This is a genomic window from Paraburkholderia phenazinium, assembly GCF_900142845.1.
Lineage (GTDB): Bacteria > Pseudomonadota > Gammaproteobacteria > Burkholderiales > Burkholderiaceae > Paraburkholderia > Paraburkholderia phenazinium_A.
Genome location: NZ_FSRU01000002.1, coordinates 1,103,187 through 1,118,778, shown reverse-complemented (window position 1 = coordinate 1,118,778; position 15,592 = coordinate 1,103,187). Strand labels below are relative to the sequence as shown.

Here is a 15,592-nt window from a genome sequence, read left to right as displayed (position 1 = left end):
CTGATCGGGCATCGAACATGTTGATTGCTTTCGCAGGACTGCCGGGCACCGGCAAGACTACGGTCGCGCGAGCGCTTGCTCGCCGGCTCGCTGCGATGTATTTGCGCGTCGATACGCTGGAGCAGGCCTTTCTCGCGTCAGGGAGCAGCGGGGCCGATATCGGACCTGCCGGTTATCTGGCGGCGTATGCCGTTGCGGCCGACAATCTCCGTCTTGGGCTGACTGTCGTCGCGGACTCGGTCAACGCGTTGCAGATCACGCGCAGCGCCTGGCGAAACGTGGCGCGCGAGGCAGGCGTGCGGATCGTCGAGATTGAGTTGATCTGTTCCGATGCAACGGCGCATCGTCAGCGAGTAGAAGGGCGGGGGGCCGATATCCCTGGCCACACGCTGCCGACATGGCAGAGCGTGCTTGAACGTCAATATGATCCGTGGGAATCGCAGCATCTCGTCGTGGACACCGCCAAGGTGTCGGTCGAGCAGGCCGTTGAAACGATTGTCCGCGGGTTGTCGGTCTGATCCTCGCGTCGGCTCGGTCGAATGCTTTGGCGTACGTAAGGATTCGTTTCTCTCGGGCACACCTGAATCATACCGGTACCTTAGCGATCGCTTTGAACCAGCGCCTCGTCGGCGCATTGAAGCAGTCCCCTGATCAGATGCGCGCGCGGCGATCCGCGATGCCACACCACCCCGAAGCGGCGCGGCTCCGTTTTGACGGGCAACGTCAGCTTCGCGACCTCAAGCCCCGCGGTCAGCGGCGAGACGATATCGGGCACCAGCGACACACCGAGACCGCGATCGACCATCATGGCGATCGCCATCAGCGAATTCAGCTCGAACAATTCGCGCGGGGCGATGCGTGCCGCCCGCAGGTAAGCATCCGCCTGTTTGCCGCCGCCGAGCGAGCGGTCGTAGCGGATGAACGGCTCGCGCCGCAGCAGTTCATGGGGATCGTCTGCGGCGAAGCGGGCAGGCGCCAGCACTACCAGCGGCTCTTCCCGCAGCAGATGCCAGTCGTAGGCCTTCGGCAACGTGAACGCCGGGTGCAGGCAAACCGCGACATCGAGCTCGCCGCGCAGCAGCGTTTCGTAGAGTTCCATCGAGGTGCCGGCGCGAATCAGAACCTTTACCTGCGAAAACACCGCGGCAAAGCGCGCGAGTACATCCGGCATCAGGCTCAGCAAAGCCGTGGTGATGGTGCCGATACGCAATTCGCCGGCCGCTTCCCCCTTCAGCGCAAACGCCTTGAGGTCGGAAAACTCGCGAACCAGACCGCGCGCCCGCTCGATCACGCGATGCCCCGCTTCAGTCGGAATGACCGTGCGTCCCGCCCGCACCAGCAGCGGTACGCCCAATTCCCGTTCTAGCGCCTGGACCTGCTGCGCGACGGCCGCCGCCGTCACGCCGACGCGGCGGGCCGCTTCGGCCATCGAGCCGCTGTCGACCACCAGCAGCAGATTGGCGAGGAATTCGATGTCCATAAAAGATAGATTTGCTATGGTTTGAAGATAGGTGCGAATAGTTTATCTAAATCTCACTCGCACGTAGACTGGTTTCAGGTAATCAGAACCGGGATTTGGAGACATGAGAAGCAAGCTGTTCGTGCCGGCGTCGCGGCCGGAGCTGTTCGCCAAGGCGCTCGCGAGCGCGGCGGACGCGTTGTCGTTCGATCTCGAAGATGCGGTTGCCGCTGAACGCAAGCCGCAGGCGCGGCTCGCTTTGCGTGAGCTGCTGCTGTCCGACGCCGTGGCCGATACCGGCAAGGTGCTGATCGTTCGCGTCAACGCGCTCGATACGCCGCATTTCGCGGCCGATCTCAACGCGGTTGTGCGCCCCGGTCTCGACCTCATCAATCTGCCGAAGCCCTCGAGCGTGGACGATGTCCGCGTCGCCGCCGCGGCCCTCGAGCGCGCCGAGCAGGCCAACGGCGTGACCACGCCGATCCGGCTGCTGCTCAATATCGAATCGCCCAAAGCCTTCCGCCATGCCGCGGAACTGGCCGGGGCGCATCCGCGGGTAGCCGGCCTGCAACTCGGCCTCGGCGATCTGTTCGAACCGCTCGGCATGGCGCGGCGCGATCTCTCGGCAATCCGTCAGGCGATGTTCGCGCTGCGGATCGCGGCAGGGGAAGCGGGTGTGTTCGCCTACGACTCCGCGTTCGCCAATATCAAGGACGAAGCCGGTTTTCGCGAGGAAGCAGAAATGGCGCGCGCCATGGGTTTTCTCGGCAAGAGCTGCATTCATCCGAGCCAGGTCGCGCTGGCCAACGAAGTGTTTCGTCCGTCGGACGACGAGATCGCGCACGCGGTGCGCGTCGTCGAAGCCGCGCGTGACGCCGACGAGAAGGGCGTGGGGGCCTATGTGGTCGACGGCAGGATGATCGACCCGCCGTTTGTCGAGCGGGCCCGGGTGCTGGTGGGCCAGGCGCGGCAAATGGGACTGCTCACCAGCGCCCAGCATGCCGCGCTCGATGCCGGACGCTGAAGCGCGCTTCGTTTCGCACTTCGTTTCGCACTTCATTCCGGGCTTCATTCGCACATCACCCCACAGTTCACACGCCACACACTGGATCAATACGGAGACTCTCATGGAACGCTCGCCGCAGTCAGCGCGCTCCGACGCAACCGGCCCGCTCGCAGGCGTACGCGTGCTCGATCTGAGCGCCTACATCGCCGGCCCCTATGGATGCACGCTACTCGGCGACCAGGGCGCCGACGTCATCAAGATCGAACCGCCCTCGGGCGATAACCTGCGCAAATATCCGTCGACGCTCGAAGCCGAAAGCCGCGCGTTTCTCGGCATCAACCGCGGCAAGCGCGGCCTCGCGCTCGACCTGAAGCAACCCGAAGCGCTCGCGGTGCTGCTGCGCCTCGTCGAACAGGCGGACGTGCTGGTGCACAACTTCCGTCCGAGCGTGCCGGCCCGGCTCGGCATCGCCTACGAGCAACTGCGCGAAGTCAATCCGCGCCTGATCTATTGCGCGGTGACCGGCTACGGCGACACGGGGCCCAACAAGGACAAAGCCGGCTACGACCAGGTGCTGCAAACCATGACCGGCATGTGCGCAATGCAGGGCAAACACGGCGGGCCGCCGGAGATACTGTACGGCTCGGTGGTCGATTATTATGCGGCGGCGCTGGTGGCGGCGGGGGTGTCGTCGGCGCTGTTCGAGCGCGAGCGCACGGGGGCCGGCCAGTATGTCGGCGTGTCGTTGCTGCGCAGCGCGCTGACCATGCAGTCCGCGCGGATGATCTGGGCCGACGGCGAGCCGAAAGAGATTGGCCGCGACATGCGCTCGGGCGGCATCACCGGCATTCATCCGACGCGCGCAGGTTATCTCTACATCTCGGCCAACACGCCGCATTTCTGGCAGGCGCTGTGCGAGAAGACCGGACTGGATGCGCTCGCGCAGAACGAGCGCTATGACAGCGTGCGCAAACGCGCGCTGCATTGCGATGAGATCATTCCGCAACTCCACGCGGCGCTGCAGGCACGGACGGCGTTCGAATGGGAAGCGCATTTCGGCGATGCGGTGCCGTGCGCGGCCGCGCGCAGCGTCGAAGACATGTTCGACGACGCGCAAGTGCTCGCCGAGGACATGGTGAGTACCTTCGAGTATCCTGGGGTGGGCCGCTATCGCGGCTTCAGGCAGCCGATCCGCTTCGGCGCGACGCCTGCGCCTGTGCCGGCCGCGGCGCCGGGGTTCGGCCAGCATTCCGATGCGGTCCTGAAGGATGCGGGCCTGACGGACGCGCAGATCGAGGCGTTGCGTGCGCAGCGCGCGGTGCTGTGACGGTGGCGTGTTGACGCTATAAGCCGACGGACGAAGTAGCCGGCATAGAGAAAAAACGGAGACGATCGATGGACACTCGAGACGAGGCCAACAAAGTGGACGGTGTGGACGGCGTGAACGGTTCGACCCGTGCGCACGCGGCTGACGGCAAGCGCCCACGCATCGCCGCGCCCGCGGGCGCGTGCAATGCGCACATGCATATCTACGACCGGCGCTTTCTCGCTGCCGGCGATGGCGCGGGCTTCGTCGAAGGCGCCACGGTCGACGACTATCGTGCGGTTCAGACGCGTCTCGGCACCCAGCGCACGGTGATCGTCACGCCGCGCACTTACGTGACCGACAATCGCGTGACGCTCGATGCGATCCGGCAACTCGGCGCCGGGCATGCGCGCGGTGTCGCCGTCCTGCGGCCCGACGTCACCGACACCGAACTCGCCGCGCTGCACGCAGGCGGCATCCGCGGCATTCGCTTCACGTTGTACACCCCGGAGCACGCCGTGGTCAGCTTCGCGATGGTCGAGCCGCTCGCGCGCCGCGTCGCCGAACTGGGCTGGCATGTTCAACTGCACTGGACAGCGGCGCAGATCGTCGAGCATCGAGCCATGCTGGCGCGCCTGCCGTCGTCGATCGTCTTCGATCATCTGGCGCGGCTGCCGTTGCCCGCCGCCAGCACCGACCCCGCCTTCAACGTGGTACGCGAGCTGGCCGACAACGGCCGGGTGTGGGTCAAGCTGTCGGGCCCGTATCTGGATTCGGCGGTCGGTCTCGAAGGCGGCTATGCGGATGTGACACCGACGGCCCGCGCATGGATCGCCGCGTTGCCGGAGCGGGTCGTATGGGGCAGCGACTGGCCGCACACCACGGAAACGCGCAAGCCCGACGACGCGGACCTGTTCGATCTGCTGGCGGACTGGACCGATGACGACGTCGTGCGGCGCCGTATCCTGGTCGACAACGCGGCGCAACTGTACGGCTTCGAGGCCTGAGCGAACGGCTGCGGCGCCGGCATGGGTCACGAATAACCAGCCACGCGTCACAAGCCAAAAAAACGGACACACAAAAACCCATTGCAACCCTCACGCGCAGCGAACGCGTGGGCCACAACGAATCTCAGGAGACCGGACTACATGAAACCCAACACCGCGGCCACGCCGGTACGCAGACCGAGCTTTACCGAAGCGACGATCCGCCTGTTCGAGCGGACCATTCCCGACCCGTTCGTCCTCGCGATCCTGATCACGGTCCTGGTGGCCGCGATCTCGGCGGTGTTCGCGCCGCATGCGTCGGTGGGGCGGCTGGTCGGCGGCTGGTACAAGGGATTCTTCGATATCCTGACCTTCGCGTTTCAGATCACGCTGGTGCTCGTCACCGGCCACGCCTTCGCTCACGCGCCGCCCGTGCAGCGCGTCTTCAAGGCGCTGGTGTCGCTCGCGCGCACGCCGGCGCAGGCCGCCACCTTGACCTTCGTGCTGGTGGCCGTCGCATCGTTTTGCAACTGGGGACTCGGCCTCGTGGTGAGCGCCTTGCTCGCGCGCGAAGTGGCCAAGCGTATGCGCGTCGATTTCGCCTGGATCGTCGCGGCCGGTTTCTCGGGATGGGTGGTGTGGGCAAGCGGCATTTCGAGTTCGATTGCACTCGCACAATCGACGCCCGGCAGTTCCATGAACGTTGTGCAGAAGCTGACCGGCCAGGTGCTGCCGTTCAGCGCGACGGTGTTCACGCGTTTCAATCTGGTGCCGACCCTGGTGATGCTGGTCGCAATGCCGTTCGTGTTCGCGCTGCTCAAGCCGAACGATGCGGATGCGGTCGTGCTGGATACGGAAAAGCACCCCGACGCGCCCGTGCGTGAAAAGCCGCAGGGCAAGCTGAGCTTTGCGCGCTGGATCGAGTATTCGTGGTTGGGCAGCGCGTTTATCGGCGTGGCCGGCGTGGCGTTTTTCGTGCTGGCCTATACGCAGCACCTGGCCTTCTCGGGCGTCAACGCGGTGATCTTCGTCATGTTCATTGCGGGCGTGATCCTGCACGGCTATCCGCTGGCCTATGCGGATGCCGTCAAGAACGCCGCAAAGCAGACCGGTTCGATGATGCTGCAGTACCCGCTGTACGGCGGCATCATGGGCATGATGGATGCGACCGGACTGCCCGATGTGATCTCGCACTTCTTCATTGCGATTTCGAATGCCCACACGCTGCCGTTCTGGAGCTATGTGTGTTCGCTGATCGTCACGTTCTTTATCCCGAGCGGCGGCGGGCACTGGGCCGTGCAGGGTCCGTTCGTGGTGCCGGCGGCGCTGGCCTTGCACGCGCCGGTGCCGGCCACGACGATGGCCGTCGCGATGGGCGAGCAGGTGTCGAACATGATGCAGCCGTTCTGGGCGGCGCCGGTGGTGGCGATGGCGGGGATCGGCGTGCAGCGCGTGCTGGGCTTTACGGTGATGACGTTCGTAGTCGGCGCCATCGTGTACGGCGCAGCGTTGTTGCTGCTGGTCTGACGCGCACGATTGATCCATATAGAGAGATGAGGAGACCCAGGCAGATGAAATCAGCCGCGCATCACAGCACCGTATCCACGCCAGGCGGCGGCACCCAGGCAGCGCCATTGCCGGCGCACACCTTCAGGGACCGCTGGTGGGCGATTTTCGACCGGCGTGTCGGGGCGTTGCCCGTGCCGGTGTATCTGCTGCTGATTGCCGTGCTCGGCGCGATGACCCTCAAGGGCAAACTGGCCTCGGACCTGCCGACCGGCATCGCACTCGTCGCGGTCGGCGGCTTTACCTGCGCGGAACTGGCGAAGCGCATTCCGTGGATTCGCCACATCGGCGCAACCTCGATCTTCGCGGCCTTCATTCCGTCGATGCTGGTGTACTACAAGCTGATGCCGCTGCCCATCGTGAAGGCAGTGACGGACTTTACGAACCGCTCGAACTTCCTCTACCTGTTCATCGCGGCGATCATCGTCGGCAGTGTGCTCAGCATGGATCGGCAGACGCTGATCAAAGGCTTCGTGCGCATCTTCATTCCGGTGGCGAGCGGCTCGGTGGTGGCGGCGCTGGTCGGCACGGCTGTGGGCGGCGCGCTGGGACTCGGCTTCAAGCACGCGCTCTTTTTCGTCGTGGTGCCGATCATGGCGGGCGGCGTCGGCGAGGGTGCGCTGCCGCTCTCGGCGGGCTATGCCCAGATCATGGGCGTCGCGCAAGGGCCGCTGTTCGCTCAGGTGTTGTCGGCGGTGATGCTTGGCAATATCGCCGCGATCTGCTGTGCGGGCCTGCTGAGCTATCTCGGCGGCCGCCGGCCAAAGTGGACCGGCCACGGGCGGCTGACCGTGGCGGAAGCGGACGACGAGGCCGTGCAACCGGCGCCGCCGTCGTTCGAGTTCGACGTCAGTTCGGTTGCCGCAGCCGGAGCAACGGCGATCGCGTTATATCTGCTCGGCGTGCTGGCGCATCAATGGTTCGACTGGCCCGCACCGGTGGTGATGCTCGTGCTGGTGGTCGCCGCCCAGTTGTTCCAGGTGGTGTCGCCGCGCGTTCAGGGCGGTGCGCGCTTCATGTACGGGTTCTTTTCGAGCGCCGTCACCTATCCGCTGATGTTCGCCATCAGCGTCGCGATGACGCCCTGGGGCGAAATCGTCACCGCCTTTCACTGGGTGAATATCGTCACGGCGGTGTCGACAGTGCTGTCACTCGTCGTGACGGGTTTTTTCGTCGGCAGGCTGGTGGGCATGTATCCGGTGGAAGCGGCGATCGTCAATGCGACGCATAGCGGCCTCGGGGGCACAGGCGACGTCGCGATCCTGACCGCCGCCAACCGGATGGAACTGATGCCGTTTGCACAGATCGCGACCCGCATCGGCGGCGCCATCACGGTGATGACGGCGCTGGCGGCGTTTGCGTTTCTGCGGTGAAGGCGGGCGGGTTTTGCGTTGTCGAATGGCTTGCCGCCCTTGCCGGAGGCCGAATTCCGGCTGCTGTGGGGCAAGGGCGATAAAACCCTGGCGGTGCAGGCGTTCGGCCGCCTCGTTCTGGATATGCCGGGTGAAGTGCCGTTCCGGTCGCCGCGCAAGGCAAGGCAAGGCTGGCCTGACGCCGCTATCGAACATTCAATCGAAGTTTCGCTCTGCACCTTGCGATTGCCGGCGTATTTAAGTACGTTTTGTCTGCGGAATAATTTCCGGCTCGCTCGCAGCGATTGTCCAGCCCCGAACCACTCAAGTCATGAGGGATGTATGTCTGAAGGCATGTTCGACCCGTCGGCACTCACAATTCCAGGCATCGATAAAGAGCGGCTGATCGCATCGATGGTGCGCATCCTCCCCAGAACGATTCTGGTCATCGACATCGCCTCCAGCAGCGAGGAGGCCCAGGCGCTTGCTCGCAACGAAGCCTTGCCCGACGGCTCGGAATGCTGGTATCGCTTCTTTACCGCAGAGGATATGAAAAAGATCGACGATCCGGTCTTCGCCATGGGCATGGTGCGCTACGAATTCGCGCAACTGGTGCGACGCAATGCGGTGTGGCCGGCCCGCATCGAGCTGGACGGCGGGGGCAGCGGCTTCGCGATTTCGCGCGATGGCTATGTGCTGACGAACTACCACCTGGTGACCTCCGAGGTGGCGAACCATCAGCGAGAGGACGGTGTGGAGGGTGTCGAAACGCCCTGCAAAACACTGCGGGCACAGATCGCGAACCGCGGCGCGAATGGCGAGTGGGAGTGGCGGGACGCACAAGGTGTCTGGCTGGTATCGAACCCGCCCACGGCGCGCGCGGTGCGCAAGACGGGCCCGCATAGCGCCGAGTTACGCGAGGACACCGCCTTGCTTCGTATCGAGCCTGCGCCTCAGGCGTGGCTGGAACTCAGCGACCGGATCATGACGCCGGGCGCCCCGGTATGGATGGCCGGCTTTCCGCTGCGTAGCGCACGCCACGAGCAGAAGCTGAGCGAGCTGAACTATACGGACGCTGACGGTTCGCTGCGGGTCTCCAGCGGCAAGGTCACGGCCGTCGAAGAGACCGATTACTTTACGACGGACCTCGACGGCTCGATGGGCAACAGCGGTTCGCCGGTGTTCGATGCGGACGGCCAGGTGGTGGGGATGTTTTCGCGTGCGACCGGAGACGGTCCGCGTAATGCCTTCGAATACGGTTATACCCCGCGCGTTCATGTGACGGCGAAGCTCGCCGCCAGCGGTCTGAAGCTTGCTGCGGTGCTGGATCGAGGCATCACGGGCAGCGAGGACGCCTCGCTGCCCGTTAGCAACGTCAGACCTTAACGACCGAGGCCTGATAAATCTCGTCGATGCCCTCGGCCAGCGTCGCGTCGAACTCGCTGTCGCTCATCGATACCTTGAGATCGTTGATCAAGGCCCGCGAGAAGCTGGCGATCATGCCGTGATTGGCAGCGAGCCGCCGGCAGGCATCGGTGCGCGTGTAGCCGCCTGAAAGCGCCACGACGCGTACGACGCGCGGATGATCGATCAGCGGACGATAAAAATCCGCCACATCGGGGATGGTCAGCTTGAGCATCACGCGGCTGCTGTCCGGCAGGGCGTCGAGTCCTTTGAGCAGCTCGGCGCGCAAGGTGGCCTCAGCGCCGGCCTTGTCCGGACTCTTGATCGACACCTCGGGTTCGAGGATCGGCACGAGGCCATGTGCGCCGATCTGCGCACCCAGCGCGAATTGTTGCTTCGCGATGGCCGCAATACCTTCCGGCGAATTCAGCTTGATGACCGAGCGCATCTTGGTGCCGAAGATGCCCAGCTTGACCGCCCGCGCGAGCAGGTCGTCGAGGCCGGGTATCGGCTTCATCAACTGCACGCCGTCGGCTTCGTTTTCCAGTCCCTTGTCGATCTTCAGGAAGGGCACCACGCCGCGGTCTTCCCACAGGAAGGACGGCACCGGCTTGCCCTCGGCCTGGCCGTCCATGGTGGCTTCGAACAGAATGGCGCCGATCACCTTGTCGCCGGTGAAGGCGGGCGCAGTGATGATGCGCACGCGCATCTCATGGATCAGTTTGAACATCTCGGCGTCGCCGTTGTAGGCGTCTTCCGGGATGCCGTAGAGCTTCAGGGCGCCAGGCGTCGAGCCGCCGCTCTGGTCCAGGGCCGCAAAAAAGCCCGGTTTTTCACTTACTTGTGCCAGCATCTTGTCATTTGCCACGGACATCTCCCTCGTTCGAAAACCGTATGCCGGACCAAAGCCTGTCTGGTCTGGGCCCAATGCGTTCAATCGTTCAATACGCCAAGTGTACTGCGACGAAAGCCGCGGGCGAATTGGGGTGCGACGGCGTCTATTGATGATCGCTTCGATCCGTGACAATTCAGAACGTTCAATGACCGTGCCGCTCGCCGGCCGGCGCGGTGCCAGGCCTTGTCTGCCGGCTCAGCATCAGGGTGACGATGGCGGATACCGCCAGGGTGGCGGCGACCACATACAGCCCGGCCGAATAACTGCCGGTGAGGTTCTTCAGCCAGCCGATCACGAACGGGCCGACGAAGCCGCCGAGATTGCCGACCGAGTTGATCATGGCAATGCCCGCCGCCGCGCCCGCGCCGGACAGAAACACGCTGGGCATGGCCCATAACGGTGCTTTCGCGGCGCTGATGCCAATATTCACCACGACCAGCGCGAGAATCACCATCAAGGCCGTGCTGGCCCCGCCGACCAGCACGAAACCCAGGCACGCCAGCACACACGGCAGCACCACGTGCCACGTGCGTTCCTCTGTGCGGTCCGAGTGCCTGGCCCACAGGACCATCGCGATCACGGCGAGCACACCCGGAATGCCGGCGATGAGGCCCGTCTCAAACGAGCCGAAACCGTATTGACGGATGATCAGTGGAGCCCACAGGCCGAGCGTGTACAGACCCGCCGAGGTGCCGAAGTAAATCAGCGCGAGCGCCAGCACCCGTGGGTCGCGCAAGGCGCCGAGCGCGCCGGCCGTATGACCCGCGTGCGACGCCCGGGCGTCGGCTTCGGTCTTCAGCTTCGCCATCAACCACGCGCGTTCCTCGGCCTGCAGCCAGTGCGCCTTCGACGGTGAGTCCGTCATGTACTTCAGGACCACGAAGCCAAGCAGGATGGCCGGTATGGCTTCAAGGATGTACAGCATTTGCCAGTCGGCGAGGCCTGCGAGCGGCGGGAGTTTCATGATCGCGCCGGAGAGGGGCGAGCCGATTGCCGTCGAGATGGGCGCCGCCGCCATGAACCAGGCCGCCGCCACGGCGCGCTGACGGACCGGGAACCACAGGCTCAGGTACAGGATGATGCCGGGGAAGAAGCCGGCCTCCGCGACACCGAGCACGAAGCGCAGCGCGTAGAAGCTGGTTGGCCCGACCACGAAAGCGGAGGCCGCCGAGACGATGCCCCACGTCACCATGACCCGTGCGATCCACAGGCGTGCGCCGACGCGATGAAGAATCAGATTCGACGGCACCTCGAACAGGAAGTAGCCGATGAAGAACAGGCCGCCGCCGAGGCCGAACGCCGTCGGCGACAGGCCGATGGCCTTGTTCATCGTCATCGCGGCGAATCCCACGTTGACGCGGTCCAGGAAACTGACGAAATACAGCAGCATGACAAACGGAATGATCCGCAGCATGAGCTTGCGGGAAACCCGGGCTTCGAGATCGGCAATCATTGTCTCCTCCATGGAGGCGTGAGCAGTGCGCTATGACAGGCGGGATGCGCGTAGGCGCAGTCCGCTTGCCTGCTGCCCGATAGGTGCTGCTGACGGACGAGTTCACGCGGCCGCGTGGCGCGGCGGCTGGCTTGTCGTGTCGGTGGGTGCGGGACGGTCGGTCCGCGCGCTTCTTCGAGCGCGTCCACCGTGCGCACCGTGCGACGCGGTGGGCGCACGGTGCGGGGTCTGACCGTGTGCGGACGGCCTCGCGGGCTTAGGCGGCGTCCCCCAGCGGGACTGGCTGTGCTGCGTTGGCGTGGGGCGCGGCTGCTTTCTCGAGCAGCGCGCAGACCGCGGCCGTGACTTGCGCCGTGGTGGCCGTGCCGCCCAGATCGCGCGTGTGAAGCGAGGTGTCCGCCGTCACCGCTTCGACCGCTTGCATGACGCGCTTCGCCGCGTCGAATTCGCCGAGGTGCTCGAGCAGCATCACGACCGACCAGAACGTGCCGACCGGATTGGCGAGGCCCTTGCCCATGATGTCGAACGCCGAGCCGTGGATCGGCTCGAACATGGACGGATAGCGGCGCTCGGGATCGATGTTGCCGGTCGGCGCAATGCCGAGGCTGCCGGCGAGTGCGGCGGCCAGATCGCTGAGAATGTCCGCGTGCAGATTGGTGGCGACGATCGTGTCGAGCGTCGCGGGGCGATTGACCATGCGTGCAGTCGCCGCGTCCACCAGTTCCTTGTCCCATGTGACGTCCGGGAATTCCTTGGCGATTTCGACGGCGATCTCGTCCCACATCACCATCGCATGACGTTGCGCGTTGCTCTTGGTGATCACGGTCAGCAACTTGCGCGGACGGGATTGCGCGAGGCGGAAGGCGAAACGCATGATCCGCTCGACGCCGGCGCGCGTCAGGATCGACACGTCGGTGGCCGTTTCGATCGGATGCCCCTGGTGGACGCGGCCACCTACGCCCGAGTATTCGCCCTCGGAGTTTTCGCGGACGATCACCCAGTTCAGGTCTTCCGGCCGGCAGCGCTTGAGCGGCCCATCGATGCCCGGCAGGATGCGGGTCGGTCGTACGTTGGCATATTGATCGAGGCCCTGGCAGATCTTCAGGCGCAAGCCCCACAGCGTGATGTGATCCGGAATGTCCGGGTCGCCTGCGGAGCCGAACAGGATGGCGTCCTTGTTACGGAGCGCGTCGAGACCGTCCGCGGGCATCATCACGCCGTGTTGGCGGTAGTAGTCGCCGCCCCAGTCGAAGTTTTCGAACTCGAAGGCGAACGACTTCGTGGTGTTCGCGAGGGCCTGCAACACTTGCGCGCCAGCCGGTACGACCTCCTTGCCGATGCCGTCGCCGGGAATGGTTGCGATGCGATAGGTCTTCATGTCTCCGTCCTTCTGGGTTTTAGGGGGTGTCGATGCGAATGAACTCTACCGCGCGCCGGACGCAAAAACCGGTGCTAAACTCAAAGCATCCTTAACTTCAATTCACAAGTGAAGGCCATGCGCGAAGCGGTCCTACCGTCTGACTTAAGCTTCTTTTCGACGCTCGCGGCGTCCGGCAGCCTGAGCGCCGCCGCGCGCGAACTGGGGCTGACGGCGGCGGCCATCAGCAAGCATCTGACGCAGATGGAGCGGCGCGCCGGCGTGGCGCTCGTCAACCGGACGACGCGGCGCATGACGCTCACGCCGGAGGGCGAGTTGTATCTGGAGCACGCGCGGCGGATTCTCGATGAGATCGACGAGCTGGCCGGCTTGCTTGGCAGCGCGAAGCAAAGCCCCAAAGGCTTGTTGCGCGTCAACGCAACGCTGGGTTTCGGTCGCAGCCATGTCGCGCCGGCGATTTCGCGGTTTGTCGGGAAGTATCCGCAGGTGTCGGTGCAACTGCAGTTGTCGGTGACGCCGCCGCCGCTGACCGACGACGCGTTCGACGTCTGCATCCGGTTCGGCGAACCGCCGGACACGCGGGTGGTCGCCCGTCGTCTTGCCGCGAATCGCCGGGTGCTGTGTGCGGCGCCCGCGTATCTCGCGTCGCGCGGCTTGCCCGTCACGGCGCATGACCTGACCCGGCATAACTGCATCGGCATCCGGCAGGGCGATGAGGCGTATGGTGTCTGGCGCCTGACGTCGGGGCGGGGCGCGGCGCGCAAGACGGAGGCCGTGCGGATCAACGGCAGTCTGACGACCAACGATGGCGAGATCGCCGTGAAGTGGGCGCTCGAAGGGCACGGCATCCTGATGCGGGCCGAGTGGGACATCAAGCCGTACCTGGCCGAAGGTTCACTGGTGCGGGTGCTGCCCGATCACGAGACGCCGAACGCCGATATCTTCGCGGTCTATTCGCAGCGGCACCAGATGTCTAACCGGATTCGTGCGTTCGTCGATTTCATTGCGCTCGATCTTGGCGGTGGGGTGGGGGGATTCGCGTAGGCGATGGGGGTGCGCCCGGCCGCTTCCCCGCGTCGCGATCATGCACTCAAGGTTACGCATCAAACGGCTGCTACGCCGATGAAGTAGCGGGCAACGCCACTGTCAGCCGTACCGTATACTTCGCACCGCGTCATGGCGTGGGCGCATGACCGCCCCGATCGTCGAGATACCCACTGCTAACGAGGAGATAGTTGCATGGTACGTACGAGAGAACATACGGCAAAACGGTTTGGCACCATCCTCTTTGCCGCCGCATTCGCTATCGGGCTCGCCGCTTGCGCAGCGTCCCCACCCGATCGCGCCGCTGCGCTGTCCGGCCCCATGTCGATCGCAAAGCAGGGGAGCTTCTTCATCGGCGGACACGACGTGCATTCCGATACGCTCTCGACGTTGCCGAACTACGCTGCGTCGGGCACCGTGACCGTCGACCAGATGTATGTGCATTACCAGATCCCCACGGGCGCGAAGCCGTTGTCGCTCACGCTCGTCCATGGCTGCTGCCTGACGGGCATGACATGGGAGACGACGCCGGATGGGCGCATGGGTTGGGAGGAATACTTCGTCCGCAAAGGCTATCCGACCTACGTGATCGATCAGTCCGACCGCGGCCGTTCGGCGACCGACATCAGCGCGATCAATGCGGTGCGCAGCGGTAAGGCGCCCATCTCGCAGTTGCCGACTGTCTTTGCGGCGTCGCATGAATCGGCGTGGACCATTTTCCGTTTCGGACCGCAATATCCGCAGACCTTTCCCGGCGAGCAGTTTCCAGTCGATGCGCAGGCAAGCCTCTGGCAACAGATGGTGCCCGACTGGAGTCCGTCGCTGGGCACACCCAATCCAACCGTTCCGGCGCTCTCGCAACTTGCGATCCGCCTCGGCCATACGGTGCTGATCAGTCATTCGCAAGCGGGCATCTATCCGTTCCAGACCGCGGCGATCAGCACGCAGGGCATTGCCGGCATCGTGTCCATCGAGCCGGGGGAGTGTCCGTCCGCGACAGGCGATCTCACGCCCTACACCAGGCTGCCGATTCTCGTGCTGTTCGGCGACTACGTCGATCTGTCGCCGCGTTGGGCGCCGCGGCTCAAAGCGTGCCGCGCTTTCGTCGACGCCGTGGACCATGCCGGTGGGCGCGCGCAACTCGTGCTATTGCCGGACGAAGGGATTCACGGCAACACGCACATGATGATGCAGGACCGCAATAACCTCGACGTCGCGGACTGGATCCTGCGATGGATCGATACGCATGTGGGCGCTGCGGGGGCGTAGCAACATTGCAGATGATGTTTTTGGCCCGACGTGATGCACCGTCGGGTTGTACCGTTTCTTCCGCCTGATTCGCCGCGCGCTGATCGACGCGCGGCGCTGCAGTTTCCAACGATCGTCCTTCATACGAATGCCTCTGCTGTCCCGGTGTTCGGGTCATATTGGCAAGCGCTCCTGTTCATGCATTCGTCGTTTCAGCCGACCCTTATTATCGATCGATTAATTTGGAATCCATATTGATTGATTAAAAATTCCGATCTGTATTTATGTCGGTAAATTTATCGGTAGTTAACGATTTTGGCCTTGTTTTTACGGGTAAACCTATTCGCATCCAGATCATGCGTGTGGTGCCGAACAGTGAGCCTATAGCGGGTCAACTACTGTGGATTTGCGTCGGTGTCAGACGGGGTGAATCCCATTTGTGTCAGGTCGTAGAGTTGCACGTGCTGCGCGCACGGATCCCATTCCGTCATATCC

Annotated in this window: 13 protein-coding genes; 9 read left to right on the top strand and 4 right to left on the bottom strand. The window is 64.3% G+C overall.

The window, feature by feature from the left end; translation table 11 throughout:
* The first annotated feature begins 17 nt into the window (after positions 1-17).
* Positions 18-518: a P-loop nucleotide/nucleoside kinase family protein gene (locus tag BUS12_RS22055; protein WP_074299290.1), complete on the top strand. Its 501-nt coding sequence runs from the start codon at positions 18-20 to the stop codon at positions 516-518.
* An 80-nt stretch (positions 519-598) separates the two neighbouring features.
* Here BUS12_RS22055 and BUS12_RS22050 read toward each other — a convergent pair whose 3' ends face one another.
* Positions 599-1,480, bottom strand: coding sequence for a LysR family transcriptional regulator (locus BUS12_RS22050; RefSeq protein WP_074299288.1), 882 nt, complete (start codon positions 1,478-1,480; stop codon positions 599-601).
* Positions 1,481-1,583: 103 nt separating this feature from the next.
* On the opposite strand from BUS12_RS22050, the gene BUS12_RS22045 reads away from it, so the two are divergent.
* The 6 genes from BUS12_RS22045 to BUS12_RS22020 all read left to right on the top strand — a co-directional run bounded on the left by BUS12_RS22045 (position 1,584) and on the right by BUS12_RS22020 (position 9,061).
* The gene (locus BUS12_RS22045) at positions 1,584-2,483 is read left to right on the top strand and encodes an HpcH/HpaI aldolase/citrate lyase family protein (RefSeq protein ID WP_074299286.1); all 900 of its coding nucleotides are present in this window, start codon (positions 1,584-1,586) and stop codon (positions 2,481-2,483) included.
* A 103-nt stretch (positions 2,484-2,586) separates the two neighbouring features.
* The gene (locus tag BUS12_RS22040) at positions 2,587-3,792 is read left to right on the top strand and encodes a CaiB/BaiF CoA transferase family protein (protein ID WP_074301640.1); all 1,206 of its coding nucleotides are present in this window, start codon (positions 2,587-2,589) and stop codon (positions 3,790-3,792) included.
* Between the two features lie 194 nt (positions 3,793-3,986).
* Positions 3,987-4,778, top strand: a complete 792-nt coding sequence (locus BUS12_RS22035) for an amidohydrolase family protein (protein WP_253190265.1) — start codon at positions 3,987-3,989, stop codon at positions 4,776-4,778.
* A gap of 141 nt (positions 4,779-4,919) precedes the next feature.
* Positions 4,920-6,284 (top strand): short-chain fatty acid transporter, encoded by a 1,365-nt coding sequence (locus BUS12_RS22030; RefSeq protein ID WP_074299284.1) that lies wholly within the window; start codon positions 4,920-4,922, stop codon positions 6,282-6,284.
* A gap of 44 nt (positions 6,285-6,328) precedes the next feature.
* Positions 6,329-7,696 (top strand): 2-hydroxycarboxylate transporter family protein, encoded by a 1,368-nt coding sequence (locus tag BUS12_RS22025; protein ID WP_074299282.1) that lies wholly within the window; start codon positions 6,329-6,331, stop codon positions 7,694-7,696.
* 321 nt (positions 7,697-8,017) lie between these two features.
* Positions 8,018-9,061 carry a S1 family peptidase gene (locus tag BUS12_RS22020; RefSeq protein WP_074299280.1) on the top strand — a complete coding sequence of 348 codons (1,044 nt, stop codon included), beginning with the start codon at positions 8,018-8,020 and terminating at the stop codon, positions 9,059-9,061.
* Here BUS12_RS22020 and BUS12_RS22015 read toward each other — a convergent pair.
* The 3 genes from BUS12_RS22015 to BUS12_RS22005 form a co-directional block, all read right to left on the bottom strand.
* Positions 9,051-9,947, bottom strand: a complete 897-nt coding sequence (locus tag BUS12_RS22015) for a fructose bisphosphate aldolase (RefSeq protein WP_074301638.1) — start codon at positions 9,945-9,947, stop codon at positions 9,051-9,053. The two genes, BUS12_RS22020 and BUS12_RS22015, sit on opposite strands and share 11 nt — an antisense overlap.
* Before the next feature lie 169 nt (positions 9,948-10,116).
* A complete protein-coding gene (locus tag BUS12_RS22010) occupies positions 10,117-11,427 on the bottom strand; it encodes an MFS transporter (RefSeq protein ID WP_074299278.1) in 1,311 nt (436 codons plus the stop codon).
* A gap of 256 nt (positions 11,428-11,683) precedes the next feature.
* Entirely contained in the window at positions 11,684-12,805 is a 1,122-nt protein-coding gene (locus BUS12_RS22005; protein WP_074299276.1) for a tartrate dehydrogenase, read from the bottom strand.
* A gap of 117 nt (positions 12,806-12,922) precedes the next feature.
* Here BUS12_RS22005 and BUS12_RS22000 point away from each other — a divergent pair, with 117 nt between their 5' ends.
* Both BUS12_RS22000 and BUS12_RS21995 read left to right on the top strand, forming a co-directional pair.
* Positions 12,923-13,849, top strand: a complete 927-nt coding sequence (locus BUS12_RS22000) for a LysR substrate-binding domain-containing protein (RefSeq protein ID WP_074301637.1) — start codon at positions 12,923-12,925, stop codon at positions 13,847-13,849.
* 195 nt (positions 13,850-14,044) lie between these two features.
* The gene (locus tag BUS12_RS21995; RefSeq protein ID WP_074299274.1) at positions 14,045-15,118 is read left to right on the top strand and encodes an alpha/beta hydrolase family protein; all 1,074 of its coding nucleotides are present in this window, start codon (positions 14,045-14,047) and stop codon (positions 15,116-15,118) included.
* The last annotated feature ends 474 nt before the right edge of the window (positions 15,119-15,592 follow it).